Genomic DNA, 24,510 nt, shown 5'->3' on the forward strand with positions numbered 1-24,510 from the left:
CCGTGAGCACCACGTCCAGCACGACCAGCACGACCAGCACGACGACGGACGAGCGCCTCCGCACCCTGCTCGACGAACTCACCCTCGAAGAGAAGGTGCAGCTGCTGACCGGGCGCGACTTCTGGAACACCTGGCCGATCGAGAGGATCGGGCTGCGGCGCATCCTGGTCTCCGACGGTCCGTCGGGTGTGCGCGGCGAAGTGTGGGATGAGCGCGATCCGTCGCTCAACCTTCCGTCGGCGACCGCGCTCGCCTCCGCCTGGGATCCGGCGCTCGCCCACCGGTACGGCGCGGTCGCCGCCGTCGAGGCGCGGCGCAAGGGGGTGGATGTGGTCCTCGGCCCGACCATCAACCTGCACCGCTCCCCGCTCGGCGGCCGTCACTTCGAAGCGTTCAGCGAAGACCCCGTGCTCACGGCGGAACTCGCCGCGGCCTACGTCGAGGGTGTCCAGGTGAACGGCGTCGGTGCCACCCCGAAGCACTACATCGCCAACGACTCGGAGACCGACCGCTTCACCGTCGACGTACGGGTGGCCGAGCGGCCGCTGCGCGAGCTGTACCTGCTCGCGTTCGAGAAGGCGATCGTCGACGCCGGCGCGTGGCTGGTGATGAGCGCGTACAACTCGATCAACGGCGTGACCGCCACCGAGAACGACCTGCTCGAGACGCCGCTGAACAGCGAATGGGGCTTCGACGGCGTCGTGATCAGCGACTGGACGGCGGTTCGCAGCCTCGACAGCGCCACCGCATCCCAGGATCTCGTCATGCCCGGCCCGGACGGCCCGTGGGGCGAGGCACTCGTCGCCGCGGTCCGCGACGGCCGTGTCGACGAGGCCGACATCGACCGCAAGGTGCTCCGCATCCTGCAGCTCGCGGCACGCGTCGGAGCGCTCGAGGGGTTCGAACCCGTCGCCGCCGAGCCGACCGAGCTCGAGGACGGCATCGCCTTCGTGCGCGAAGCCGCAGCGGCCGGTACGGTGCTGCTGACGAACCGCTCCGAGCTGCCGTGGCGACGAACCTCGCTCGAATCGGTCGCCGTCATCGGACACAACGCCGACCTGGCCCGCAGCCAGGGCGGAGGTAGCGCCACCGTGCTCCCCGAGCACGTGGTCTCGCCGCTCGAAGGGATCCGCGATGCGCTGCCCGACGCATCCGTCTCCTATTCCATCGGCGCCGTCGTGCAGGAGGGCATCGCCCCGTTCCCGCTCGCCCAGCTCACCAACCCGTTGACGGGCGAGCCGGGCATCCGGGTGAGCTTCCGGGATGCGGACGGCACCGACCTGTTCGCCGAGGACCGCCGCGCGACCTCGCTGGTCTGGTTCGGAGGGGATGCGCCGATCGGCGAGTCCACCACCCTCAACCTCGAGACGCTGTATCAGCCCGACGCGACCGGCGTGATCCGGCTCGGCTTCGCGGCGTCCGGGACCGCGCGCATCTGGGTCGACGACGTGCTCACGCTCGACGCGACCATCGTCCCCGAGGGGACGGACCTGGGCGCCGCCCTGCTCGCCCCGCCTTCCGCGTCAGCGCCCGTCGAGGTCCGCGCCGGTGAAGCGGTGCGCATCCGGGTCGAATACGACCTTCTCGACCGGGTCGGCCCGCTCGCCAACGCGATGGCCTTCACCTTCGGCCTCGAGCCCGGCGACGCCGACCCGCAGACACTGATCGACGAAGCGGTAGACGCCGCGCGCAACGCCGACGTGGCACTCGTCGTCGTCGGCACCAACTCGCGCGTCGAGTCGGAAGGCTACGACCGTGATTCGCTCACGCTCCCGGGCAGGCAGGACGACCTCGTGCGTGCCGTGGCCGCCGTCAACCCCCGCACCGTGGTCGTCGTCAACGCCGGAGCGCCCGTGCTGCTGCCGTGGCGTGACCAGGTCGCGGCCGTGCTGGTCGGCTACTTCGGCGGGCAGGAGTTCGGCAACGCGATCGCCGACATCCTGCTCGGCGACGTCGAACCCGGCGGCCGCCTCCCGACGACCTGGCCGGCCGAGCTCGCCGACGTGCCGGTGATCCAGACGACGCCGACGGACGGCGTGCTCGTCTACGACGAAGGCATCCACATCGGGTACCGGGCGTGGCTGAGAGCAGAGCGAACGCCGGCCTACCCCTTCGGTCACGGACTCGGCTACACGAACATCGTGCCGACGACGATCTCGGCCCCGGCCGCGGTAGCCGCATCCGGCACGGACTTCACCGTCACCGTCGACGTCGCCAACCGCGGCGCGCGGGCCGGCAAGCAGGTCGTCCAGGTGTATGCGGAGCGTCCCGACTCGTCGATCGAGCGACCCGTGCGCTGGCTCGTCGGCTTCGCGCCGGTGCAGGTGGATGCCGCATCGACCGCATCCGTGAGCATCCGGATCCCTGTGCGCGCGTTCGCGCACTGGGACGAGAACACCGGCGAGGGCTGGACGTACGAGCCGGGCGCGTTTACCCTGCGCGTCGGGACCTCAGTGGCAGAGCTGCCGCTGGACACCACTGTGAAACTGGAGGCCTGACCATGACGACCGCGACAGTGACCGCGACAGCGACGAACGGTACCCGCGTCGACTACCCGAACCCGCTCATCCCCGGCTTCAATCCCGATCCGAGCGTGGTTCGCGTCGGCGACGACTTCTACATCGTCACGTCGACGTTCGAATACCTGCCCGGCATCCCCGTCTACCACAGCACCGACTTCGTCGAATGGACACAGATCGGCAACGTGGCCACCCGCATGGAGCAGCTGGGCGTCGAAGACGTGACGACCGGTGGCGGCGTCTGGGCGCCGACGATCCGCTACCGCGACGGCGTCTTCTACGTGATCGTCACGATCGCGATGGGCCGCGGCTGCATCGTCTTCACGGCGACCGACCCTGCCGGACCGTGGAGCGACGGAACGATCATCGAGGGCATCGGCGGAATCGACCCCGACCTGGCCTGGGACGACGACGGCACGGCGCTGGTGACATTCTCCGGGCTGTCGACGACGGGTCCGGATGCGGGGGCCCACCACGGCGTGCAGCAGGTGCGGGTCGACCTCGACGCCGGCCGCGCCCTCGAAGAGCCGCGCTCGCTCTGGTCGGGTACCGGGCTCAAGTTCCCCGAAGCGCCGCACCTCTACCGCCGCGGCGCCTACTGGTACCTGATGATCGCGGAAGGCGGCACCGAGCGTGGGCACGGCGTCAGCATCGCTCGCGGGTCGTCGCCGTACGGGCCGTTCGAAGGGTATGAGGCCAACCCGTTCCTCAGCGCCCGCAGCACCTCGCGGCCGATCCAGAACACCGGCCACGGCGACCTCGTCGAGACCCCGGACGGCGGCACGTCGATCGTGCTGCTCGGGATGCGCCCCCGCGGCATGACGCAGGCGTTCTCGGCACTCGGGCGTGAGACCTTCGTCACCCGCATCGACTGGGTCGACGACTGGCCGGTCGCCCAGCCCGTCGAGCTGCGACCGCGGCCGGGTGTCACCGAATACGACATCACCTTCCACGACGTCGAAGGCCGGAGCCTCGACGACGGCTGGCTGGCCATCCGGCAGGAGCCCGCGAACGTCGCGAAGTTCGACGTCGACGGTCGCCTCGTCATCACGGGGGACGGCTCGACGCTCGACGATCCGCGCCCGAAGTTCATCGGCCGCCGCCAGCTCAACCAGACGGCGCGCTTCTCGACCACCCTCGACGCGACGCAGGGTTCCGGCGGCATCGCCAGCCGGTACGACGAAGACCACCACTACGAGCTCGAGGCGACCACCGGCCCCGAGATGACCGTCGTCGTCGCGCGGGCACGGCTGGCGAGCCTGGTGCAGGAATGGTCCGTGATGCTGCCGGCGGGCCCCGTCGAGCTGACCATCGACGCCGTACCCCCGAGCCCCAGCGGCGGATTCGGGCCGGGCATGATGACGAGCGACCGGGTGCTGCTCCAGGCGACGGCGGGCGGCAAGACGCTGACCCTCGCCGACGTCGACGGACGCTACCTTTCCGCCGAGACGGCCGCATCCTTCACCGGCCGTGTCGTCGGACTGTACGCGACCAGCGGACGCGTCGCCTTCGCGGGCCTGCGCTACCGCGGCTCCGAAGACTAGGGGAGGCGCGATCGATGGCGGGTTTCACCGAAGAATCGCTGCTGCTGGACCTTCTCGACAACCCCCGTGCGCGCGGGGCGGTCCAGCGCGCCCTCCCCGGCGTGCTCGACTCGCCGCTCATCACCCAGCTGCGCTACCTTTCGATCGGCCGGATCACCACGGCCGGGCTCGAGCGCGTCGAGCCTGCCGAACTCGAGACGCTCTGGGAGGAGCTGGCCGGGATCGACGCGGATTCCGTGGCGGTGCGCAGCGAAGAGCCGGCGATCGAACCCCGAACCGACTACGAGCCCGACACCGTTGCGCTCGGGTCGGCGCGGAGCACGCATCCGCCCGTCGTCGAACGGTGGGGCGTGTTCGAACTCGAGATCGACGGGCCGGAGCACGGGAATCCGTTCGTCGACGTGGAGCTGACGGCGACGTTCACGTCGTCTGGCTCCGCAGCCGTTCGTGTCGGGGGCTTCTACGACGGCGACGGCCGGTACCGGGTGCGGTTCATGCCCGAGGCCGACGGGGACTGGACGTTCACGACGTCGTCGACCGCCCGTTCCCTCGACGGGCTCAGCGGGACCTTTGCGGTCACAGCGCCGGATGCGGGCAACGCCGGCCCGGTGCGCGTCGCCGACACCTTCCACTTCGCGTACGCCGACGGCACGCGGTACCTCCCCATCGGCACCACCGCGTACGCCTGGACCCACCAGCCGGAGCCGTTGCAGGAGTCGACGCTCGACACGCTCGCGACCTCACCGTTCAACAAGCTCCGCATGTGCGTCTTCCCCAAATCGTACCTGTACAACTCGAACGACCCCGAACTGTACCCGTTCGTGCGCCGCGACGACGGCACCTTCGACAGCACGCGGTTCGACCCGGCCTACTTCGACGTGCTCGAGCGGCGCATCCAGCAACTGCAGCAACTCGGGATCGAAGCCGACCTCATCCTGTTCCATGCGTACGACCGGTGGGGGTTCTCCGAACTCGGCCGTGCCGCCGACGACCGCTACGTGCGCTACGTCGTCCGGAGGCTCGGAGCCTACCGTTCCGTCTGGTGGTCGCTCGCGAACGAATACGACCTGCTCTGGTCGAAGAACCTCGACGACTGGGAGCGGCTCGCCTCCGTGATCGTCGCCGAAGACCCGGCGAGACACCTGCTGTCCATCCACAACTGCTTCGGGTTCTACGACTACAGCCGGCCGTGGATCACCCACGCGAGCATCCAGCGCATCGACGCGTACCGCACCGCCGAGAACACGGATGCGTGGCGCGAGCAATGGGCTAAGCCGGTCGTCATCGACGAGTGCGCCTACGAAGGCGACATCGACCAGGGCTGGGGCAACATCACCGGCGAAGAGCTGACACGCCGGTTCTGGGAGGGCGCGGTGCGCGGCGGCTACGTCGGACACGGCGAGACCTACCTCAACGACCGCGAGGAGCTGTGGTGGTCGAAAGGCGGCGAGCTCGTCGGGGAGTCGCCGGAGCGCATCCGGTTCCTCGCCGACATCGTCGCAGAGTCGCCGACCGGCGTGCTCGACCCGTTGCCGAGCGACTGGGATGTTCCCTGGGGCGGCGTCGCCGGCGACTACCTCATCGCGTATTTCGGCTTCAACCGGCCGAGTTTCCGCATGGTCACGGCACCGCGCGGCCGCCAGTATCACGTCGACGTGATCGACACGTGGAACATGACCGTCACCCGGCTCGACGGGGTGTTCGAGGGGGCGTTCCGCGTGCCGCTGCCCGCGCGCCAGTACATGGCCGTGCGGCTCACTGCAGTGCCGCTCGGTGACTCAGGGCACTAATTCCGTCCCGCCGCACTAGGTCTACTTAGTGCGCTGGGACGGAGTTAGTGCGGCTGCAGCGGGGGCCCGGCGGACGGGCGCCGGAGGGCTGCGCGATAGAAGCGGACCAGCTCGGCGGCTGGCGGGCGCAAGCGCGACATGGTCGCGGCATCCGTTCGCTTCGACGCCATGTGGTGGCGCCACGATTCGTAGGCGCAGCGGTGATCCCACCCGGCCGAGGCCGCAGCTTCGAGGGTGCGGCACCATCCGATCAGTTCACGGCCGTCGGATGTGGGCGCCCAGGTCACGGCGCGAAACCAGACCTCCGGATGGTTCGGGTCGCCGAACACGAACCGCCGCACCACCGCGTACGGCTGGCCCTGCTCGCCCTGCCGCAGCGTCCACTCCGACGCGTGCGCATTCGCGACCGGGTGCCATGCGGACACGTCTCTCCCTCCAGCTGTCCGCAGCCCGGCCCGCTGCGCTCCGAGTGTATGAGCCGCGGCCGACACTCGCTGCGCTCGTCGCTCGTCGCGCGTCGCGCGTCGCGCTGCCGCTCGCTGCGGCTCGCTGCCGCTCGCTGCCGCTCGCTGCCGCTCGCTGCCGCCGAGCACACGGTTCTTCCCGTTATGGGTTGCTCTTTTCGGGAACAACCCTGTGCTCGCGATCACGGGCACTGCGGAGGGGGCGTGGCGGGAAAGGCGCGGCGGCGCTCAGCGCTTACGCGAAGAGGCGGATGAGGGCGGCCACGACGGCGGCGGCCGGCACGACGACGATGAACGGCACCCGCAACGCGTACAGTCCGGCCGCGGTGGCGACGGCCGGAAGCCGTGCGTCGAGTTGCAGTCCCTGGCCTGCGCCGAACGTCTGCACGCAGATCAGCGCGGCGAGCAACGCCGCGGTCAGCAGGTCGCTGACACGGGCGACCGTAGGATGGTCGAGCGTTTTCGGCGGCACCAGCCAGCCGAGCACCTTGAGCCCGAGCACGGCGATCGACGCGAGCAGGATGATGTTCCAGGTGGTCACGGCTCCACCTCGCGTTCCATCGGGATGGCTTCAGGGCTGGGCGGCCCGCCGCGCGTGCCGAACAGGTTGAGCACACCGACGACGATCGCGACGACGGCAGCCGCCAGCACCGGAAGGCCTGGCGTGAGGAACGGTGTGAGGATGGTCGCTACGAAGCCTGCTGCGACGGCGACCGCCTGCGTCTGGCGGGCCTTGAGCCGCGGCCAGAGCAGGCCGAGGAATGCGGCCGCGGCAGCAGCATCCAGACCGTACGCACGGACGTCGCCGATCAGGTTGCCGAGGAGTGCACCGGCGAGGGTCATCAGGTTCCAGCCGACGTAGACGGTGATGCCGGTCACCCAGAAGCCCAGGCGCTGTGCTGCGGGTTCGGTCTGGGCGGTCGCGACCGCGGTCGACTCGTCGATCGTGAGCGGCGCTGCGGCGGCCCGCTTGAGGAGGCCCGGCCCGATGATGCGCGACAGCCTCAACGCGTAGAAGGTGTTCCGCGACCCGAGGAGGGCGGCGCCGGCGATGGCGGAGCCTGCGGCTGCTGTTCCCCCGGAGGCGAGCACGCCGATCAGGGCGAACTGCGAGCCGCCGCTGAACATCACCAGGCTGAGCACGCACGCCTGCCAGACGTCGAGCCCGGATGCCGTCGCGAGCGCACCGAACGAGATGCCGTAGGCCGCGGTGGCCACGCCGACAGCGATCCCCGAACGCAGCGCGGCAGACTGGGCTGGCGTTCGGCTCATAACAGCCGAGGATAGTCTGCCCGGCGGTGGCCCGGCTCCTCGCGGCGGATCCGCACTACTTCCGTCCCAGCGCACTATGTAGAACGAGTGCGCTGGGACGAAGCTAGGGCGCCGAGCGGCCGAGTCGCCGAATCGCCGGAACCACGCTCAGTCGAACAGGCGCCCCACAACAGTGTCTGCAGTCTGGTCGTCCAGCGTCCACGGCTGGAAGATCACGCGATAGATGATCGGAGCGACGACGACGTCGATGATCTCGTCTGAGCTCACGGCCGAGCCCGGGTACCGGTCGAGGAACATCGTCGCCTCCGCGCGTCGATTGCGCAGGCAATCGGATTCGTTAGCGCCCGCGTTCGCGGCGCCCCCGCGCAGGAGTGCTGCGTTCACCGGCTTGCGGTAGTGCTCGACGATCTCGCGCGCCCACTCCGTGAGGTCTCGTCGCAGGTCGCCGCTCTCCGGAAGCGGACGCTCGGGGTCCAGGCGGTACGTCGCGATGTCGTTGATCAGGGTGGGCAGGTCGCCCCACCGGCGGTAGATGCTCGTGGGATTCACGCCGGCGCGTTCCGCGATCATCGGCACGGTCACGCGTTCGCGGCCCCGCTCTTTCACGAGTTCTTCGACGGCTGTGCGCACCGAGTGCATGACCGCGGCGCTGCGACCGCCCGTCCTCTTCGACGGCAAGGTCTTCGTATCCATACAAGTAGCTTAACGCAAATCTGGTTGCTTTTATAGTGCGATCGCGATAGCGTGCCGTAAAGCAATGGAATTTGCGTTAAGGAGTCACATGTCCGCAGTGAACGAGACCGGGACGACCGGAGCGATCGGCGCGAACTGCCACGAGGCCATGGAGCGCGCGAAGGCCGCCGTGACCGCATCCACCCGCCGCGGGCTTTCACCGGTCGCCGCCTTCGTCGGCGCTGCCCTCGCTTTCGTCGGGGTCACGTTCGCCGCCGGCGCGCCGAGCCCCCTGTTCGTGCTCTACCAGCAGGAGTGGGGCTTCCCCGCCTGGGTGCTCACCATCGCCTTCGCGATCTACGCCATCACCCTGCTCGTGACGCTGCTCATCGCCGGTTCGCTGTCCGACCACATCGGTCGCCGCCCGGTGCTGATCGGCGCGCTTGCGCTCGAAATCGTCTCGATGCTCATCTTCCTGTTCGCGCAGGACATCGGCTGGATCATCGTCGCCCGCGCGATCCAGGGTGTTGCGACGGGAGCTGCGACAGGGACGTTCACAGCCGCCATCGTGGAGCTCGCCCCGGAGCGGCACAAGAAGCTGGGTGCCGTCATCGGCGGCACCGCTCCGGTCGGCGGACTCGCTCTCGGCGCGCTGATCACGGGCGCCGCAGTCCAGTTCACCACCATCCCCACCGTGATCGTGTTCAGTTTCCTCGCCGTGGTGTTCGCACTCGGGATCGTGGTGATCGCTCTGTCATCCGAGACGGTGTCGCGGCGCGCAGGAGCAGTACGCTCGCTCATCCCACGCCTGTCCGTGCCACCGCACGCGCGTGGCGAGTTCGCGGCCATCGTCCCGGTGCTGGTCGGAACCTGGATGCTCGCCGGCCTGTTCCTCGGACTCGCACCGTCGATCATCCGCGGCGTGTTCCACATCGACAGCGGCCTGGTGAACGGGGCGATCGTCGCCCTGACGCCGGCGGCCGGTGCCGTCGCCGGGTTCGTCCTCAGCCGAGTGCCTGCACGAACGTCAGTCATCTGGGGTGCGGCGTCGGTTGTGGCCGGGATCGTCGTCACCCTCTCGGCTGTCGCATTCGGCCTTCTCCCGCTGCTGTTCGTCGGCGGCGTGCTCGGCGGTGCCGGATTCGGGGCTGCGTTCTCGGGCGCGCTGCGCATCCTCGCCCCCCTTGCACCCGTGCACCAGCGTGCCGAACTGTTCGCGGCGGTGTACCTGGTGAACTACCTCGCCTACGGGATCCCCGCACTGATCGTGGGTGAGCTCATCGGCGTGGTCGGGCTGCTGGATGCGGTGATCGGCTACGGGATCGCCGCTGCTGTCGCCACGGCGGTCGGCCTTATGGTGCAGCTGAGGCGTGCGCACGTAACGCGCTCCGCCCGCGCGACGGGTGCCGTGCCTGCGGTGGCCGCGGCCGAGTAGCACGTGGCCGAGTAGCACGCGGCCAGGGCTAGCTCGCCGACCCTGCGACGTCGATCAGCACCTTGCCCACGGCCCCGTCCTCGACCGCGTCATGCGCGGCGGCGGTCTGCGCGAGCGCGAACCGCGTGATCGGCAGGCCCGCTTCGGCGCCGACGGGCAGAGCCCCATCCGCGACCGCCGCCGCAACGGACCGCACGGCCGCATCCTTTTCGTCGACCGGAACCGTGTACGTCAGCATGAACTGGTACCGGATGTTCTTGGTCATGCTCGGCCGCACCGGCACCACGACCGGCTCGCCGTTGTCCGCGTAGATCGAGACGGTCGCGTCGAGCGCGGCAACCTCGGCGTCGAGCCCCAGGTTGGCGGCCGGGTTGACCTCGACGACGATGTCGACACCGGCCGGGGCCAGACCCTGGATCGCGGCCACCGCATCCTCCGCACGGTAGTCGACGATGTGGTGCGCCCCCGCCGCTCGCGCGAGCTCTGCTTTCGACGGGCTGCTCACGGTGGTGATCACGGTCGCGCCGGCCCAGACGGCGAGCTGGATCGCCGCATGCCCGACCGCGCCAGCGCCACCGGCGACCAGCACGATCAGCCCGGTGAGCGTGCCGGGCGCGAGTTCGCGCGGGGCCCGGTCAGACGCTGTGAGCGCCCGGTGCGCGGTCAGTGCCGGGATCCCGAGCGATGCGCCCACGTCGAAGCTCACTCCATCGGGCAGGGCCACCACCTGTCGCACAGGTAACACCACAAGCTCCTGCGCGGTTCCGTCGGGTCGCTGGAAGGCGGCATCCCACACCCAGACGCGGTCGCCGACCGCGAACTCCGTGACGCCTGCGCCGACCTCGTCGACGACGCCGGCGCCGTCCTGGTTCGGCACCTGCGCAGCAGCGAGCCCGGTCGGCCGCCGACCTCCCGAGCGCGCCTTCCAGTCGGTCGGGTTCACACCCGAGACTTGGATGCGCACCCGCACCTCGCCCGGCCCGGGATGCGGTTCGGGGCGATCGCCGAACTCGAGAACGGACGATGGACCAGTGGTGCGGTAGCTGACGGCCTTCATGCTCTCAGCCAATCACAGCGCGCCCGCCGCCGCACCCGTTGCGTCCCGCCGCACTCGTTACACCCCTCGGCACGCGTACGTACGAGTGCGCTCGCGCCGAACGAGTGCGCTCGCGCCGAGCGAGGGCGCGCAACGCCGCCGCACGCGCTCACTCGGTCGCGCATCCGCCCGAACCGACCGGCGCCGAGCCGACCTTCGCCAGCACCGGCCGCAGCTCTGCGAGCGTCAGCGCGTACCCCGTCTCCGGGTCGGTGGTCGAGCGGGCGAACACCACGCCCGCCACTTTGCCCGACGCATCGAACAGCGGACCGCCCGAGTTGCCGGGTCGTACCGAACCGCGCAGCGAGTAGATCTCGCGGTCGACCGTCGTCTGCTGGTAGATGTCGCCGCCGCGCGCGATCAGCTTCTCGCGCACGCGTTCCGGGCTCACCGTGTACGGCCCGTCGCCCGGGTAGCCCGCAGCGTAGGCGGGGGCGCCCGAGCCGAGGTCCCGGCCGAGCGGCAGCGGCGCCTCCGTCAGCCCGTTCACCCGCAGTACGGCGAGGTCGCGTTCCGGGTCGAACGCGACGAGGGTCGCCCGGAGCGCCCGGCCGCCGTTGCCATCCTTGACGAAGACCACGCTCGACCCGGCGACCACGTGCGCGTTCGTGACGACCCGGCCGGGCGCTTCGACCCAGCCGCTTCCTTCGGAGTCCACGCCGCAGCCGGGTTTCGCCGCGAGGATCTTCACGACGGACGCCGAGGCGCTGTTGACGGCGGCGGGCACGTTCGCGTCGGGCGGAGCGATGGCGCGGATCGATTCGCCGCCCTCGAAAACCTGCGGAAGCCCGGCCTGCGAAAGCGCATCGTCGACCGCACCGAGCACCGTGGACGACGGCATGGGTGCGACCGCGTCGAGGGTCGCCACGACGCGCGATGTCGAAGCGGCCTGCACGACCGCGGCAAGATTGGTCGCCTGTGCGAATCCGGCGAACAGCCAGACGAGCACCGCCCAGGTCAGTAGTCCGAGGATCGACCCGCCGAGCGAGTCCAGCCAGCGGATCGGTCCGTGGCGCACCAGTCTGCCGAGCATCCCGGCCAGCGCTGTCGCGAGACCGTAGGCGACGGATGCGCACACCAGGATCACGATGGCGGCCACGATCGTGCGCTGGCTGAGTCCGCTCCAGCCGATCCCGGCGAGCCAGCCGACGACGATCGGCGCAAGGGCGAGACCGAGCCAGAGCCCCACGATCAGGCCGACGAGGGAACCGGCCTGGCGGATGGCCCCGTTCTGCCATCCGACGGCGAACGCGACGACGGCGAGCACGATGAGCACGGCGTCAACCACGATTTCCACGTGTTCACACTGGCGCACGATTCTGGGCGGACGCTGCGGGCGCGCGGGAGGGACGCGGATGAATGCGGGCCGGTTTGGCGTCAGGTAGACAGTGTGGTCTAGAGTGCAGGGGGCAGGGGGATCATGGCGAACGACGACCCGGCGGCGGATGCCGTCATCGGGGCTGTGCGTGGTGCGCGCCAGGTCCCGCCCGAGTCGGATCCCACCGGACCTGTCTCGGTCGTGATCGTCGACGATCACGACCTTTTCCGTGAAGGCGTCGCCGCGATCCTGCGGCACGACCCACGGATGGCCGTGGTCGGGCAGGGCAGCAGTTCGCCCGATGCCGTGTCCCTCACCGCTGCCCTCGACCCGGATGTGCTGCTGCTCGATGTGGAGTTGCCGGGCGGTTCGGCGCGCGCGACGGTGGCGCGCATCCATCGTTCGTCCCCGCGGACGCGGATCGTCATCCTCACGATGCACCGCGACACCCTGCTGAAGGATGAGCTTCTCGCCGCGGGCGCTTTCGCGTACCTCACGAAGGCGACGCCGACCGCCGGGCTCGTGCAGACCATGTTGTTCGCCGGCGCGGTCGCGCGCGGCGTGCGCGCTGTGCCCGAGGCGAGCGCTCGCCCGGCGCGCCAGCGTGCGTCGATCCTGTCGCCGCGTGAACAGGAGGTGCTTCACCTGCTCGCCCAGGCACGCTCGAACCGGGACATCGCGGATGCCATGAGCATCGCCGAAGGAACGGTCAAGCGGCACACGAGCAGCATCTACGCCAAGCTGGGTGCCCGATCGCGGATGGAGGCCGTCCGCAAAGCCTTCCTGCTCGGCATCTTCGCCCGCGACGACCTCTGATCGAGCATCCCCGCGCCCCCGGCCACTCGCCCGTTCCAAGGCGCGCTTTCGACCAGTTTCCCTGTGCTCGATGAAGGGGCGGCCGCGAATGTGACCAACGGGACATTCCGCAGGTCCGAACCGCCTCGATAGAGTCGCGATGTTCGGCGAGTCTGCGGGGGCCGTCGCCGGCGATGCCGGCTGCGCGGAGGCTCCCCGCAACGTCTGACTGCCGCGGCCGCTGCAGGGGGTACAGGGGCCGCGGCAGTCTACGTGCAGAGCGGATGCCCGACGACGGATGCCGGACGACGGATACTGGGACCATGCGCTACACGAAACTAGGAACCACCGGCCTCGACGTCTCCGCTCTCGCCCTCGGCTGCATGACCTTCGGGGAGCCCGACCGCGGCAATCATCCGTGGTCGCTGCCCGAGGAGGAGAGCCGCCCCATCATCAAGCAGGCGCTCGAAGCCGGGATCACCTTCTTCGACACGGCGAACGTGTACTCCGATGGTTCGAGCGAGGAGATCGTCGGTCGCGCGTTGCGCGATTTCGCCGATCGCGACGCCGTCGTCATCGCGACCAAGGTGCACGGCGTGATGCGCCCGGGCCCGAACGGCCGCGGTCTTTCGCGCAAGGCGATCCTCACCGAGATCGACCACAGCCTGCGTCGGCTGGGCACGGACTACGTCGACCTGTACCAGATCCACCGCTGGGACCCGCACACCCCGATCGAGGAGACGCTCGAGGCGCTCCACGACGTGGTCAAGGCGGGCAAGGCGCGCTACATCGGCGCATCCTCGATGTATGCGTGGCAGTTCAGCAAGGCCGTGTACCTGCAGCGGGAGCACGGCTGGACGCGCTTCGTCACCATGCAGGACCACTACAACCTCCTCAACCGGGAGGAGGAGCGCGAGATGCTGCCGCTGTGCGCCGACCTCGGCGTCGGAACGCTGCCGTGGAGCCCGCTCGCTCGCGGCAAGCTCACCCGCGACTGGGATGCGATCACCGAGCGGTCGCAGACCGACGAGTTCGGCAAGACCCTGTACGTCCAGCAGGCGGACAGGGCGGTGGCGGATGCCGTGGCCCGCGTCGCCGAAGCCCGCGGCGTCCCGCGCGCCCAGGTCGCGCTCGCGTGGGTGTCCTCGAACCCGGTGGTGACCGCGCCGATCGTGGGTGCGCGCACGGGGAAACATCTCGAGGATGCGGTGGCCTCGCTCGACATCGAACTCACCGCAGACGAGCGCGCCGAGCTCGAATCGCCCTACGTGCCGCATCCCGTTGTCGGCTTCTGAGCGGTCGGCGCCACACCTGCCGCCGAGATGACCCGCTGTCGCCGAGAATCGCCGTTGGAACGGCGACTCTCGGCGCGAGCGGTGACTCTCGGCGCCAGGGCGCGGCCCGAAGCTACTCGCCGCGGGGACGCCGCCGGGCGGTGAGCACGACGATGAGCACGCCGGCGAGGGCCAGCACGACGATCCCGATGGCGATGCCGAGCACGATGCCCAGGTCGCTGGTCTGAGCGGTCGAGCCGCCCCCCGTCCCACTGCCGGTGCTCGCACCGGGCGCAGCGGTCTCCAGCTGCCCGCACGGAGGCCCGACGGCGTTGCCAGCCGAGGCGACGGTACCGGCGGGCGGCCGGTACGTGAACTCGATCGAGCTGGACACGGTGTGCCCGTCGGCAGAGACGATCTGCCACGTGACCAGGTATTTTCCGCCTGCGCCAAGAGACACAGGAACGGAGAGCACGCGATCGAGCACCGTCGCGCATCCGGTTTCGTAGTGCCGTGCATCCGGGCCGGTGACCTGCATCAGCGCGCCGCTGCCGTTCCCCTTGAGGTCGAGGATGATGTCGTTGAACGTCAGCGTCACCGAGTCCAGGGGCTGGGTCTGAACCGAACCGGCTTTCGGCGTGCTGTCCACGAGGTAGTCGTGGGCGCTCGCCGTGGTCGCCGGCGCCAACGCGAGCAGGCCCGCGACGAGCGCAGCAAGCAGACCGCCGGCGACCGTTCCCCGGCCCGATGCAGACCTGGTCATGTCAGACTCCCTTTCCCGCTCCGTCGCCGGACGGCGAGCCGCCACCAGCAACGGGCCGCCCACGCCTCGTCATCGCGATCACCGCGACGACGAGCGCGATCGCTCCGAGCGCGAGGCCGGCGATCCCGAGACCGATGGCGACCGTCTCCGCCTGACTCGTGCCCGACGCGGTGGCGGGAGCTGTGGTCGGCGTACTCGTCACCAGCGAACTCACGGCCGTCGGGTCGGCCGGGGATGCCGTGTTCACGTACAGGGTGGGCGCCGGATGCTCTGGCTCCTGTCCGGATGCAGGGGTGGGCTGATTCCACTGGACGACGGTTCCGTCCGAGTACGTCTGCGTGACCGGCAGGACGATGCTCCCCGTGTCCGGAACGGGACCGACCTGGACGACGAAGGTCTCGAACGCCCCCGGTCCGACCTGGACGCCCGGATCGGCGGTCCAGGTGATTCGGGTCGGCGCCTCGGTGACCGTACCGTCGTCCGTCTTCACAGGCGTCGCCAGTTTCGAGGTCACGACGATCGTCTTCCATCCCGGCATGGGCTGGTACGCGACGGAGCCGAACGGTGTCTTCGTCGGCAGGTCGACTTCGAGTCTGACCGTTCCGGCGGTCGCCGACTCGGTCGGAACGGTGAACGTGAGCGCGGTGTAGCTGCCGGGCGTGGCCCGGTCGGGGTCGACGTGCACGTGGGCGCTCGCCGCGAGCGGCGCCGCCACGACGAGCACAGCGGTCGCCGTGGCAGCCGTGGCGGCCAGGGCGAGACGTCGTGCGGTGAAGCGTTTCTTCACAATGATGTTGGTCCTCATCTCGGCCGCGAGGTGGCCGGGTTGCATGGGTGTCGTCGCGATCGTGTGCCTGCACGTCATTCGGAGCAGGCACGGGTTCGGATCGCGGAAGACGCGAAAACTGCGAGTGCCGCGCGCGTCAGCTGAGGCGAGCGCGCAGCTGGGATGCAGGTGGACCGCGGTGACGCATCCGGCCGATGAGAATGCCGAGGTCGCGCAGCACGGGCGCGTCCGAGTCACCGTGGACGGCGGCCGGTGCGGCGACCGCAACGACCTGGACGACCGCCCGCCGGACGACACGGCCGAGCCGGATGCGTGCCGTCTCGAAGAGCCCCCAGAACGCTTGCTCGCCGAAGCGCAGGGCGACGATGGTCACGAGAGCAGCGGAGGCGTGACTCAGCCACATCGCGGGGCTGTCCGGGATGACGCCGCTGTCCTGCATGTGCCGGCCGGCCATCGCGATGAGGTGCGATCCCGCGTGGATGTGGGCCATCCCATCCGCAGCCACGAACCGGGTCGTGCCGGATCCGAGGCTGAACAGCGCGTGGAACACGGTCTGGCTGACGACGACGGATGCCGTGAGCCGCCAGAGGGATGCGCGCCGGCCGGTCAGCGCGAGCGCCGCCAGCCCGGAGAAGGTCAGGCTCAGTGTGAGAGCGAGTGCGCTCGGGGTCGCACCGCCGCCGGCGACGTGGAAGAGCGCTGCAACGAAGGTCGCAAAGGTCGCCGCGAGGAGGCCGCGCACGACCCTCGCCCACCGCGTCGCCATCTCGCTCCTGCCTTCGCGTTCGTCCCCCCAGTCTATCGAGGCCACTCCGAGCGACCCCGGGTCAGTGCAGGTGGTCCCGCCAGTCGGCTGGCACGCGCCCTTCCGGGCCGGGCGCGGGCTGCTCTTCCGGGTGACAGACCGGCGGCGCCAGCTCCGGACCACGCAGCAGCACATCCGTCGAGTAGTCGTAGTACCAGTGCTCGCCCGGTTCGAAGGAGCGGATGAGCGGATGCCCTGCTGCTGCTGCGTGCGCTCGCGCGTGCTGCGAGGGCGAGCTGTCGCAGCATCCGATGTGTCCGCAGGTCGCGCAGCGCCGCAGGTGGAACCACCAGCCATCGCTTGCCAGACATTCGACGCAGCCGGTGCCACTCGGGAGGACGGCGACGTCGATGACGCTCGAGTCGGTCATGCTCCATTGTGCAACCGGAACCCTAGACTCCGTCTATGACCGGACAGGATTCCTCGCGCATCGTCGAGCAGCGTGTCGAACGGCTGGTGCGGGAGCGGCTGGCTCCGGCTGTCGAGCGGGCCCGCGCATCCGTCACCGTCGAAGCGTGGGAGGTGCCGGATGAGCCGGTGCCGTTTGCGCAGGCCGTCGGCAATCCGTTCGCTCCGTTTTCGATCGGGCAGGCGTGGGGGCGGCCCTGGGGGACCGTCTGGTTCCGGGTGACCGGGACGGTCCCGGCCGACTGGGCCGCGTCCGGCGATGTCGAACTGGTCGTCGACCTCGGTTTCACCGGAGCGCAGGCCGGCTTCCAGGCCGAAGGTCTCGTCTACGCCAGTGACGGCAGCATCCTCAAAGCGATCGAGCCGCTCAACGGCTACGTTCGCCTGGCGGCGGCGCCCGGTGAGGACGTCGAGGTGTTCATCGAAGCGGCCGCCAATCCCGATATCGGCCACGGCTTCGTCGAGTTCCGGCCGACGCCGTTCGGCCGCAAGGCGACCGCACCGGCGGACCCCCTCTACGCTCTGCGACGGATCGAGCTCGTGCAGCGCGACGGCGAGGTCTGGGAGCTCATCCAGGATGCGTGGACCCTGCAGGGCCTGGCGTCGCAGCTGGCGCCGACCTCACCACGCCGGGCCCAGGTCTTCGCTGCGCTCGAGGCGATGGCGGATGCGGTCGATCCGTTCGACGTATCGGCCACCGCCTCGCAGGGCCGCGCCGCACTCCGCGCCGCACTAGAGGCCCCCGCGGCTGCGAGCGCCCACCGCGTCTTCGCCGTCGGCCACGCCCACATCGATTCGGCGTGGCTGTGGCCGGTGCGCGAGACGATCCGCAAGGTTGCGCGAACGTTCTCGAACGTGCTCGACCTGATGGATCAGGACCCCGACTTCGTGTTCGCCGCATCGTCGGCGCAGCAGTACGCGTGGATGAAGCGGTTCTACCCCGAGCTCTTCGAACGCATCCGGGTCCGTGTCGCCGAAGGCCGGTTCGTGCCGGTCGGCGGGATGTGGGTCGAATCCGACACCAACCTGGTCGGCGCCGAGGCGCTCGCGCGTCAGTTCGTCGAGGGCACGCGGTTCTTCGTGGAGGAGTTCGGGGTGCATCCCCGCGAGGTGTGGCTGCCCGACACGTTCGGGTATACCGCCGCCCTGCCGCAGATCGCGCGCGCCGCGGGGGCCGAGAACTTCCTCTCGCAGAAGATCTCGTGGAACGAGACGAACCGCTTCCCCCACCACACATTCCTGTGGGAGGGCATCGACGGTTCGCGTATCTTCGCGCACTTCCCGCCGGTCGACACCTACAACGCGATGCTCTCGGGCGCCGAGCTGGCCCACGCCGAACAGAACTTCGCGGACAAGGGCCGGGCGAACACCTCGCTCGTTCCGTTCGGGTTCGGCGACGGTGGGGGCGGCCCGACCCGCGAGATGGTCGCGGCCGCGCACCGCACCCGCTCCCTGGAGGGCTCCCCGACCGTGCGGATGGCGTCGCCCGCCGAATTCTTCGACGTGGCCCGCGCAGAACTCGCGGATCCGTCGGTGTGGGCGGGGGAGCTCTACCTCGAACTCCACCGCGGAACGTACACCTCCCAGGCCCGGACGAAACGTGGCAACCGGAGAAGCGAGGCCCTGCTCCACGAGGCGGAACTGTGGTGCGCGACGGCGGCCATCCGCCTCGGTCGCCCGTACCCGTACGCCGACCTGCGGGATGCATGGCAGACCGTGCTGCTGCAGCAGTTCCACGACATCCTCCCCGGGTCGTCGATCGGCTGGGTGCACGACCAGGCCGTCGAGAACTACCGGATCGTGGGCGAGAAGCTGGAGCGGCTGATCGGCGAGGCCGTCGGTGCTCTCGCCGAGGCGGGCGGCGTGCCCGGGGCCGGCGACGAATCCGGTGCGGGCGCGGCCGAGCCGGGTGCGGGCCACGTGCCCCAGGCCGGCGCGGGCATCGTCTTCAACGCGTCCCCGCTCCCCGTCGACGGGGTGCCGGCGTTCGGCGCAGGTCCCCGCGCGACCGGTGGCCGGGCACGCGTCGAACAGACCAGCGGCGGGCTCGTGCTGGCGAACGATCGCCTTCGCGTAGGCATCGACTCCGACGGCCTCATCGACTCCCTCGTCGACGTCGCATCCGGTCGCGAGGTCGTGCCGACCGGCGAGCGGGCCAACCTGCTGCAGCTGTTCCGCGACACCCCGCGCAACTGGGACGCCTGGGACATCGACCTCGACTACCGCCGCACCGGCGAGCCCATCACCGGCGTCGACGCGCTCGAGGTCATGGAGTTCGAGGTCACCGAGGAGACGGATGAACGGGTCGCCGTGCGCATCACCCGCAGCTTCGGCGCATCCACTGTCACCCAGACGATCGCGCTGTCCGCCCGCTCTGCCGCGCTCGACCTGACCACGGACGTCGATTGGCATGAACGGCAGCGGATGCTCAAACTCGCCTTCCCGGTCGACGTGCACACCGCATCCGCCGCATCCGAGATCCAGTTCGGCCACATCGTGCGGCCGACGCACACCAACACCAGCTGGGATGCCGCCCGTTTCGAGACGTCAGCGCACCGCTGGGTGCACGTGGCGGATGCGGGATTCGGCATCGCGGTCGCCAACGACTCCACCTACGGTCACGACATCACCAGGCACGAGCGGGCCGGTGGGGGCACGTACTCCGTTGTGCGCCAGACGCTCCTGCGGGCGCCGCTGTTCCCCGACCCCGAAGCAGACCAGGGGATGCACACGCTGCGGTCATCCCTCGTCGTCGGCGGTGTCGGGGAGGCGATCGAGGAGGGGTACCGGCTGAACCTGCCGCTGCGCGCGGTCGCGGGACCGGCATCCGCCATCGAGCCGATCGTCTCCAGCGACAACCCGGCCGTCGTCATCGAGACCGTCAAACTCGCGGAGGACCGCTCGGGGGATGTGGTGGTGCGGCTCTACGAGTCACATGGGGCGCGCGCATCCGCCGGCCTCGTCATCCGCTTCCCGTTCGCTGTCGTCGTCGAAACCGACCTGCACGAGCAGGAGGTCGCCCCGTCGGCGGTCGCCGGCGCCACCGCCGGCTCGCCCGCCCGCGTCCCTCTCGAGCTGCGCCCCTTCCAGCTCGTCACCCTGCGCTTCGCGCGGTCATGACTCCCACGCGACGCTCGCCCGGTCGTGACTCCCACGCGAGGCTCGTTGACTTGGCACACGTGGCCGTTTTGGCACGGCTCAGAGCGGCCACTCCCGACAAGTGAGCGATCCTCGGGCGGGAGGCGAGCGTCAGCCGGGCGGGAGGCGAGCGAGAACCGGGCTAGAGCGAGCGAGAGCCGGGCGCGTCAGGACTTGCGGGCGCGGGCGAAGCGCCTGCGCACCTCGCGAGACGCGAGCAGGTCGGCCGCCACCGCATCCTGCGCCTTCACGATCGCCGCACTCGATTTGAGCGGAAGCCGCACCCCCTCATCCGCTTCGATTCCCGCCGTCAGTTCGCGGGCGCGCTCGACTTCGACGTCCAGTTCCGCGCCGAGCAGCAGGGCCACGTTCGCGATCCACATCCAGAGCAGGAAGATGATGATCCCCGCGAGCGAACCGTACGTGCGGTTGTAGTTGCCGAAGTTCGCGACGTAGAGGCCGAACAGCGCCGACGCCACACCGAGGACGATGATGGCCGCGGTCGACCCGAACGTGAGCATCCGGAATCGCGGCAGCCGCACATTGGGGGTCGCGTAGTAGAGCAGCGCGGTCAGCACCATCACCGCGACGATCAGCACAGGCCATTTGAGGACCGACCAGACGACCTGGACCGTGTCTCCCAGACCGAGGGCGTCGCCGATGGCTGTCGCGATGGGTCCGGAGATCACGAGCAGAACCGCCATGAGCGACACCAGCAGGAGTGTCGCGATCGTGACGCCCAGCTGCACCGGACGCAGCTTCCAGATCGTGCGGCCCTCCTGGACGCCGTAGATGTGGTTGACCGCCCGCCCGAACGCGCCGACGTAGCCGGATGCCGACCAGATCGCGCCGACGATCCCGATGACGAGGGCCAGCCCGGTGGCGGGGGAGGAGGCCAGCTGTTCGATCGGCCTTTTCACGGTGTCGAGTGCGGCGCCGGGCGCGAGCTGTGCGACGATCGCGAAGAGGGCGTCGATCCCCTTCTGGCTCTGCCCGACCAGGCCGAGGATCGAGACGAGCGCGAGCAGCGCCGGGAAGAGCGAGAGCACGGCGAAGTAGGTGAGCCCGGCGGCCAGGTCGGTGCACTGGTGCCGGCCGAAGCTCCGTAAGGTACGGCGCAGGATGAAGGCCAACGGCAGTTCGTTCCAGGGCACCGGATGCGCGTTCCCGGCCTCGGATCCGGATGCTGCGCCGGTGCCGCGCGAGCTGCCACGGTCGCGCACGGAGCCGGCGTCGCGCACGGTTTCAGCGGCACGCACGGTTTCAGCGGCGCGCACGGGCCCGTCCGCGCCGGAAGGTCAGGACGGCGCCGGTCGCCGCGGCCACGGCGGCGAGGAAGAGTGACGCGAACAGCACCGGATGCGAGCGGATCTGCACAGCCGGGTTGAACGTGGCGAAGAGGTCGTCGAGGGTCGCCGCGAGTTCGTCCCGTGTCTGGTCGATGTCGAGCTGGAGACTGTGCACCCCGGCGTCAGGCGGAAGCGGCGGTCGCGAAATGCTCGGCACGGCCGGAACGGCAGGCGGGTTGTCCTGGGTCACGGGCGGTCCCCTTTCAGCGCCCGCACGTCTTCGCGGAGGCTCTCCACCGTCTCTTCCGGGATGATCGGGGGAACCTTCTTGAGGCTGACCACTCCGATGAGGATGGCGATGCCGGCTATGAGCAGCAGGATCCCCGCGACGATGAGGGCGGCGAGCCACGCGGGGACGATCAGGGCGAAGGCGAGGACGGCTGTCGTGACCAGCGCCGCCAGGGCGAAGAAGACGAAGACGAGGGCGGCCACGAGGAGTCCGACCCCGACGCCCGCCTCCTTCGCCTTCGCGGTCATCTCCGCCTTGAACAGCGCGAACTCTGCGGCGATCAGCCGTCGGATCTCGGCGACCAGGTCGCGGACCAGCACCGACAGAGGGCGGAGGCCCGTGGTGGTGCGGCGGCGTTCGCGGGGCAGCGGTGGCTTGTCGCTCATCGGTCTCCGTTCGTCGTCCTGCCGCGAACCTACGCCACTCCGCCGGTTTCGACTACCCCCGGCGGGTGCCTGCTAACCCTGTGCTGCGACCAGTTCGGCGAGCCTGTCCATCGAGTCCCGCACGCCGCGCTCCATCCCGGACTCGATCATGGCGTCGCGTGTTTCGATGGAGGGGAAGACGGAGTGGGTGTGCAGACGGGTACGACCGCCGAGGTCTTCGTAGGTCGCGGTCTCGAGGGACACCTGCCCGGGCGCGCCCTCCCATTCGAAGGTCTGGATGACACGGGTTGCCGGCTCCACCGAATGGAACACGCCTCGGAACGCGAACTCGTCGCCGTCGGGGTTGCGGTGGATGTAGCGATACCGGCCGCCGTTGCGCACGTCGTATTCGTCGATGATCATCTCCATCTCGCGCGGACCGAGCCATTGTGCGACGAGTGCGGGGTCGGTGGATGCGCGGAAGACCTGGTCGGGCGTCGCGTCGAATTCGCGCACGAGGTCGACGAAGGGCGTCCCGGGCTCTGCGGTGATGGTGGTGGGGTTCTGCGTGGTGCTCATTTCTCCTTCTCCTTCTTCTTCTCGGTGAGGTCGGCCTCTTTCAGGTCGGCGAGCACGCCGTCGAGTGCGCGGAAGCGGCGCTCGGCGACGAGCCGGTAGGTGTCGATCCAGGCGGTCAGTGCTTCGAGGGCGGCCGGATCGAGGTGGCACGGACGGCGCTGACCGTCGCGTGTTCGGGTGATCAGTCCTGCGGTCTCGAGCACCTGGATGTGCCGCGAGATCGCCTGCTTGGTGATCGCGAAGGGCTCGGCGAGCTCGTTGACCGTCGCCTCACCTCGGGAGAGGCGGGCGATGATCGCACGACGCACCGGGTCGGCCAGGGCGAGGAACGCCCGGTCGAGGTGGTCGTCGGCAGCCGCATCCGTGATCATTGACCTGTCCGTATCGTCGATGTCGATTTATAATCAACACATTTCTTTATCAACTAATGTGTTGACTATCACGTTACGACTGCCGCCGGCGAGTGTCAACACCCGAACCGCGCCTGCTTTGCTCACAGCCCCGCCTTTGACACACTTGACCCAGCGGCGAAAGCCGGCGGAACGGCGGAATGCCAGGGAGAGGCCCCTCATGAGCGCGAACAACGGCGAACAGCGCGGCGGAATCATCGTCGCCGTGGTCCCGGGCCAGCCGACAACGGTGATCGAACACGCCGCAGCCCTGGCCGACGACCTCGACGTCCACCTCGTCTGCGCCAACGTCGACGTCAACCGCTATCTGGTCTCCAGCTACGTCGACGGCAGCGTCGTCGCCCTCCCGTACGACCCGGACCTCCCCGAAGTGGAGAAAGCCACCTTCGATGCGGAGCTCGCCGCGAACATCCGGGCGGTCCTCGAACCGAAGGGTGTGCGCTACTCGCTCGAGCAGCTCGCCGGCGACCCCGCCTGGGCGCTGACGCGTCTCGCCGACCAGATCGACGCCCGCTACATCGTGGTCGGAACGCGCGAAGCCGGATTCCGGGGGAGCCTTCGCGAATTCTTCAACGGCTCCGTCGCCGTGCATCTCGCCCACCGCCAGCACCGCCCCGTCATCGTCGTGCCTCTCGCGCCGCTGACGAAGGGCGAGAAGCTGCCGTGGGAGTGACCACGGCGTGCCCATCCATCTCCACTGGCGCTACATCGGACTGGTCTTCATCGGCGGGGCGCTCGGAACGACCGCACGCTACCTGATCTCGGCCGTCATCCCGCCGTGGCTCGGCCTGCCGCTCGGCACCTTCCTGATCAACGTCTCCGGCGCGTTCGTGCTGGGTGTGCTGCTCGAAGCGCTCGCGCTGCGCGGACCCGACGAGGGCATCCGTCGCAACCTGCGCCTCTTCATCGGCACCGGCATCCTGGGCGGCTTCACGACCTACAGCGCGTTCGCCGTCGACACCGATGGGTTGCTGACGTCGAACAATCTGGCCGGCAGTCTCAGCTATGCCGTCGCGACCATCCTGGTCGGTGCGCTCGCCTCGCTTGCCGGGATCGCGCTGGCGGCGTGGCACCACGGGTCGGTCGGTCCCGGGCGCTCCTCGGTGATCGGCGGTGACGAGTGACGCCGCTCCTCGTGGTCGCCGTCGCCGTTGCGGGTGGCCTCGGGGCTGTCGCTCGCCTCGTCTTCGACGGCTTCCTGCGCAGTCGCATCGCGATCGCGTTCCCGATCGGGACCACCATCATCAACGTGACCGGCTCGTTCCTGCTCGGGCTCGTCACGGCGCTCGCCCTCGCGCACGGGCTGCCAACGGAGTGGCGCGTGGTTCTCGGCACGGGATTCCTCGGCGGTTACACGACATTCAGCACGGCCAGCTACGAGACGGTGCGTCTCGCGCAGCAGCGCCGGTACCGTGCGGCGCTCGTCAACGGGTTCGGGATGCTCGTCCTCGCCCTCCTCGCGGCCGGCCTCGGCCTGTGGCTCGGTTCCTTGTTCTGA

25 protein-coding genes are annotated in these 24,510 nt (G+C 69.7%); 10 read left to right on the forward strand and 15 right to left on the reverse strand.

The window, feature by feature from the left end; genetic code table 11:
• The first annotated feature begins 2 nt into the window (after nucleotides 1-2).
• From G3T36_RS06330 to G3T36_RS06340, 3 genes are read left to right on the forward strand one after another with little or no spacing between them, the layout of a single operon-like run.
• Nucleotides 3-2,498: a glycoside hydrolase family 3 C-terminal domain-containing protein gene (locus G3T36_RS06330; protein WP_163288693.1), complete on the forward strand. Its 2,496-nt coding sequence runs from the start codon at nucleotides 3-5 to the stop codon at nucleotides 2,496-2,498.
• A 2-nt stretch (nucleotides 2,499-2,500) separates the two neighbouring features.
• Nucleotides 2,501-4,063, forward strand: coding sequence for a glycoside hydrolase family 43 protein (locus tag G3T36_RS06335; RefSeq protein ID WP_163288694.1), 1,563 nt, complete (start codon nucleotides 2,501-2,503; stop codon nucleotides 4,061-4,063).
• A gap of 14 nt (nucleotides 4,064-4,077) precedes the next feature.
• A complete protein-coding gene (locus G3T36_RS06340; RefSeq protein WP_163288695.1) occupies nucleotides 4,078-5,853 on the forward strand; it encodes a DUF5605 domain-containing protein in 1,776 nt (591 codons plus the stop codon).
• A 44-nt stretch (nucleotides 5,854-5,897) separates the two neighbouring features.
• On the opposite strand, the gene G3T36_RS06345 is transcribed toward G3T36_RS06340, so the two are convergent.
• The 4 genes from G3T36_RS06345 to G3T36_RS06360 all read right to left on the reverse strand — a co-directional run bounded on the left by G3T36_RS06345 (nucleotide 5,898) and on the right by G3T36_RS06360 (nucleotide 8,282).
• Nucleotides 5,898-6,278, reverse strand: a complete 381-nt coding sequence (locus G3T36_RS06345) for a hypothetical protein (RefSeq protein WP_163288696.1) — start codon at nucleotides 6,276-6,278, stop codon at nucleotides 5,898-5,900.
• Between the two features lie 274 nt (nucleotides 6,279-6,552).
• The gene (locus G3T36_RS06350) at nucleotides 6,553-6,858 is read right to left on the reverse strand and encodes an AzlD domain-containing protein (RefSeq protein WP_163288697.1); all 306 of its coding nucleotides are present in this window, start codon (nucleotides 6,856-6,858) and stop codon (nucleotides 6,553-6,555) included.
• The gene (locus G3T36_RS06355; RefSeq protein WP_163288698.1) at nucleotides 6,855-7,589 is read right to left on the reverse strand and encodes an AzlC family ABC transporter permease; all 735 of its coding nucleotides are present in this window, start codon (nucleotides 7,587-7,589) and stop codon (nucleotides 6,855-6,857) included. The genes G3T36_RS06350 and G3T36_RS06355 overlap by 4 nt, the downstream gene beginning before the upstream one ends.
• A gap of 147 nt (nucleotides 7,590-7,736) precedes the next feature.
• Nucleotides 7,737-8,282: a TetR/AcrR family transcriptional regulator gene (locus G3T36_RS06360; RefSeq protein ID WP_163288699.1), complete on the reverse strand. Its 546-nt coding sequence runs from the start codon at nucleotides 8,280-8,282 to the stop codon at nucleotides 7,737-7,739.
• 88 nt (nucleotides 8,283-8,370) lie between these two features.
• On the opposite strand from G3T36_RS06360, the gene G3T36_RS06365 reads away from it, so the two are divergent.
• Nucleotides 8,371-9,696 carry an MFS transporter gene (locus tag G3T36_RS06365; protein ID WP_240148254.1) on the forward strand — a complete coding sequence of 442 codons (1,326 nt, stop codon included), beginning with the start codon at nucleotides 8,371-8,373 and terminating at the stop codon, nucleotides 9,694-9,696.
• 28 nt (nucleotides 9,697-9,724) lie between these two features.
• Here the strand turns inward: G3T36_RS06365 and G3T36_RS06370 are convergent, their stop codons facing one another.
• Both G3T36_RS06370 and G3T36_RS06375 read right to left on the reverse strand, forming a co-directional pair.
• A complete protein-coding gene (locus tag G3T36_RS06370) occupies nucleotides 9,725-10,753 on the reverse strand; it encodes an NADPH:quinone reductase (protein ID WP_163288700.1) in 1,029 nt (342 codons plus the stop codon).
• A 148-nt stretch (nucleotides 10,754-10,901) separates the two neighbouring features.
• Nucleotides 10,902-12,089: a MarP family serine protease gene (locus G3T36_RS06375; RefSeq protein WP_163288701.1), complete on the reverse strand. Its 1,188-nt coding sequence runs from the start codon at nucleotides 12,087-12,089 to the stop codon at nucleotides 10,902-10,904.
• Between the two features lie 123 nt (nucleotides 12,090-12,212).
• Here G3T36_RS06375 and G3T36_RS06380 point away from each other — a divergent pair, with 123 nt between their 5' ends.
• Together G3T36_RS06380 and G3T36_RS06385 are read left to right on the forward strand one after the other, a co-directional pair.
• The gene (locus G3T36_RS06380) at nucleotides 12,213-12,926 is read left to right on the forward strand and encodes a response regulator (RefSeq protein ID WP_163288702.1); all 714 of its coding nucleotides are present in this window, start codon (nucleotides 12,213-12,215) and stop codon (nucleotides 12,924-12,926) included.
• A 302-nt stretch (nucleotides 12,927-13,228) separates the two neighbouring features.
• Nucleotides 13,229-14,200 (forward strand): aldo/keto reductase, encoded by a 972-nt coding sequence (locus G3T36_RS06385; protein ID WP_163288703.1) that lies wholly within the window; start codon nucleotides 13,229-13,231, stop codon nucleotides 14,198-14,200.
• 112 nt (nucleotides 14,201-14,312) lie between these two features.
• On the opposite strand, the gene G3T36_RS06390 is transcribed toward G3T36_RS06385, so the two are convergent.
• From G3T36_RS06390 to G3T36_RS06405, 4 genes are all read right to left on the reverse strand, one after another.
• Nucleotides 14,313-14,942, reverse strand: coding sequence for a copper resistance CopC family protein (locus G3T36_RS06390; RefSeq protein ID WP_163288704.1), 630 nt, complete (start codon nucleotides 14,940-14,942; stop codon nucleotides 14,313-14,315).
• 1 nt (nucleotide 14,943) lies between these two features.
• On the reverse strand, nucleotides 14,944-15,729 hold the full coding sequence (locus G3T36_RS06395) for a YcnI family copper-binding membrane protein (protein ID WP_338031483.1): 786 nt from the start codon (nucleotides 15,727-15,729) through the stop codon (nucleotides 14,944-14,946).
• 136 nt (nucleotides 15,730-15,865) lie between these two features.
• The gene (locus G3T36_RS06400) at nucleotides 15,866-16,495 is read right to left on the reverse strand and encodes a hypothetical protein (RefSeq protein ID WP_163288705.1); all 630 of its coding nucleotides are present in this window, start codon (nucleotides 16,493-16,495) and stop codon (nucleotides 15,866-15,868) included.
• A 61-nt stretch (nucleotides 16,496-16,556) separates the two neighbouring features.
• Nucleotides 16,557-16,904 carry a UBP-type zinc finger domain-containing protein gene (locus tag G3T36_RS06405; RefSeq protein WP_163288706.1) on the reverse strand — a complete coding sequence of 116 codons (348 nt, stop codon included), beginning with the start codon at nucleotides 16,902-16,904 and terminating at the stop codon, nucleotides 16,557-16,559.
• A 35-nt stretch (nucleotides 16,905-16,939) separates the two neighbouring features.
• Here G3T36_RS06405 and G3T36_RS06410 point away from each other — a divergent pair, with 35 nt between their 5' ends.
• Nucleotides 16,940-20,062, forward strand: a complete 3,123-nt coding sequence (locus G3T36_RS06410) for an alpha-mannosidase (RefSeq protein ID WP_163288707.1) — start codon at nucleotides 16,940-16,942, stop codon at nucleotides 20,060-20,062.
• Between the two features lie 185 nt (nucleotides 20,063-20,247).
• Here G3T36_RS06410 and G3T36_RS06415 read toward each other — a convergent pair whose 3' ends face one another.
• The 5 genes from G3T36_RS06415 to G3T36_RS06435 all read right to left on the reverse strand — a co-directional run bounded on the left by G3T36_RS06415 (nucleotide 20,248) and on the right by G3T36_RS06435 (nucleotide 22,973).
• Nucleotides 20,248-21,339: a YihY/virulence factor BrkB family protein gene (locus G3T36_RS06415; RefSeq protein WP_338031484.1), complete on the reverse strand. Its 1,092-nt coding sequence runs from the start codon at nucleotides 21,337-21,339 to the stop codon at nucleotides 20,248-20,250.
• A 4-nt stretch (nucleotides 21,340-21,343) separates the two neighbouring features.
• Nucleotides 21,344-21,619, reverse strand: coding sequence for a DUF3618 domain-containing protein (locus tag G3T36_RS06420; RefSeq protein ID WP_163288708.1), 276 nt, complete (start codon nucleotides 21,617-21,619; stop codon nucleotides 21,344-21,346).
• Nucleotides 21,616-22,044 carry a phage holin family protein gene (locus tag G3T36_RS06425; protein ID WP_163288709.1) on the reverse strand — a complete coding sequence of 143 codons (429 nt, stop codon included), beginning with the start codon at nucleotides 22,042-22,044 and terminating at the stop codon, nucleotides 21,616-21,618. The genes G3T36_RS06420 and G3T36_RS06425 overlap by 4 nt, the downstream gene beginning before the upstream one ends.
• A 72-nt stretch (nucleotides 22,045-22,116) precedes the next feature.
• Nucleotides 22,117-22,602, reverse strand: coding sequence for an SRPBCC family protein (locus G3T36_RS06430; protein ID WP_163288710.1), 486 nt, complete (start codon nucleotides 22,600-22,602; stop codon nucleotides 22,117-22,119).
• Nucleotides 22,599-22,973 carry an ArsR/SmtB family transcription factor gene (locus G3T36_RS06435; RefSeq protein ID WP_163288711.1) on the reverse strand — a complete coding sequence of 125 codons (375 nt, stop codon included), beginning with the start codon at nucleotides 22,971-22,973 and terminating at the stop codon, nucleotides 22,599-22,601. The genes G3T36_RS06430 and G3T36_RS06435 overlap by 4 nt, the downstream gene beginning before the upstream one ends.
• Before the next feature lie 199 nt (nucleotides 22,974-23,172).
• Here G3T36_RS06435 and G3T36_RS06440 point away from each other — a divergent pair, with 199 nt between their 5' ends.
• From G3T36_RS06440 to crcB (G3T36_RS06450), 3 genes are read left to right on the forward strand one after another with little or no spacing between them, the layout of a single operon-like run.
• Nucleotides 23,173-23,685, forward strand: coding sequence for a universal stress protein (locus G3T36_RS06440; protein ID WP_163288712.1), 513 nt, complete (start codon nucleotides 23,173-23,175; stop codon nucleotides 23,683-23,685).
• 7 nt (nucleotides 23,686-23,692) lie between these two features.
• Nucleotides 23,693-24,136, forward strand: coding sequence for a fluoride efflux transporter CrcB (gene crcB, locus G3T36_RS06445; protein WP_338031485.1), 444 nt, complete (start codon nucleotides 23,693-23,695; stop codon nucleotides 24,134-24,136).
• A complete protein-coding gene (gene crcB, locus G3T36_RS06450) occupies nucleotides 24,133-24,510 on the forward strand; it encodes a fluoride efflux transporter CrcB (protein WP_163288713.1) in 378 nt (125 codons plus the stop codon). The genes crcB (G3T36_RS06445) and crcB (G3T36_RS06450) overlap by 4 nt, the downstream gene beginning before the upstream one ends.

It is taken from the genome of Leifsonia tongyongensis (assembly GCF_010686705.1).
GTDB lineage: Bacteria > Actinomycetota > Actinomycetes > Actinomycetales > Microbacteriaceae > Diaminobutyricibacter > Diaminobutyricibacter tongyongensis.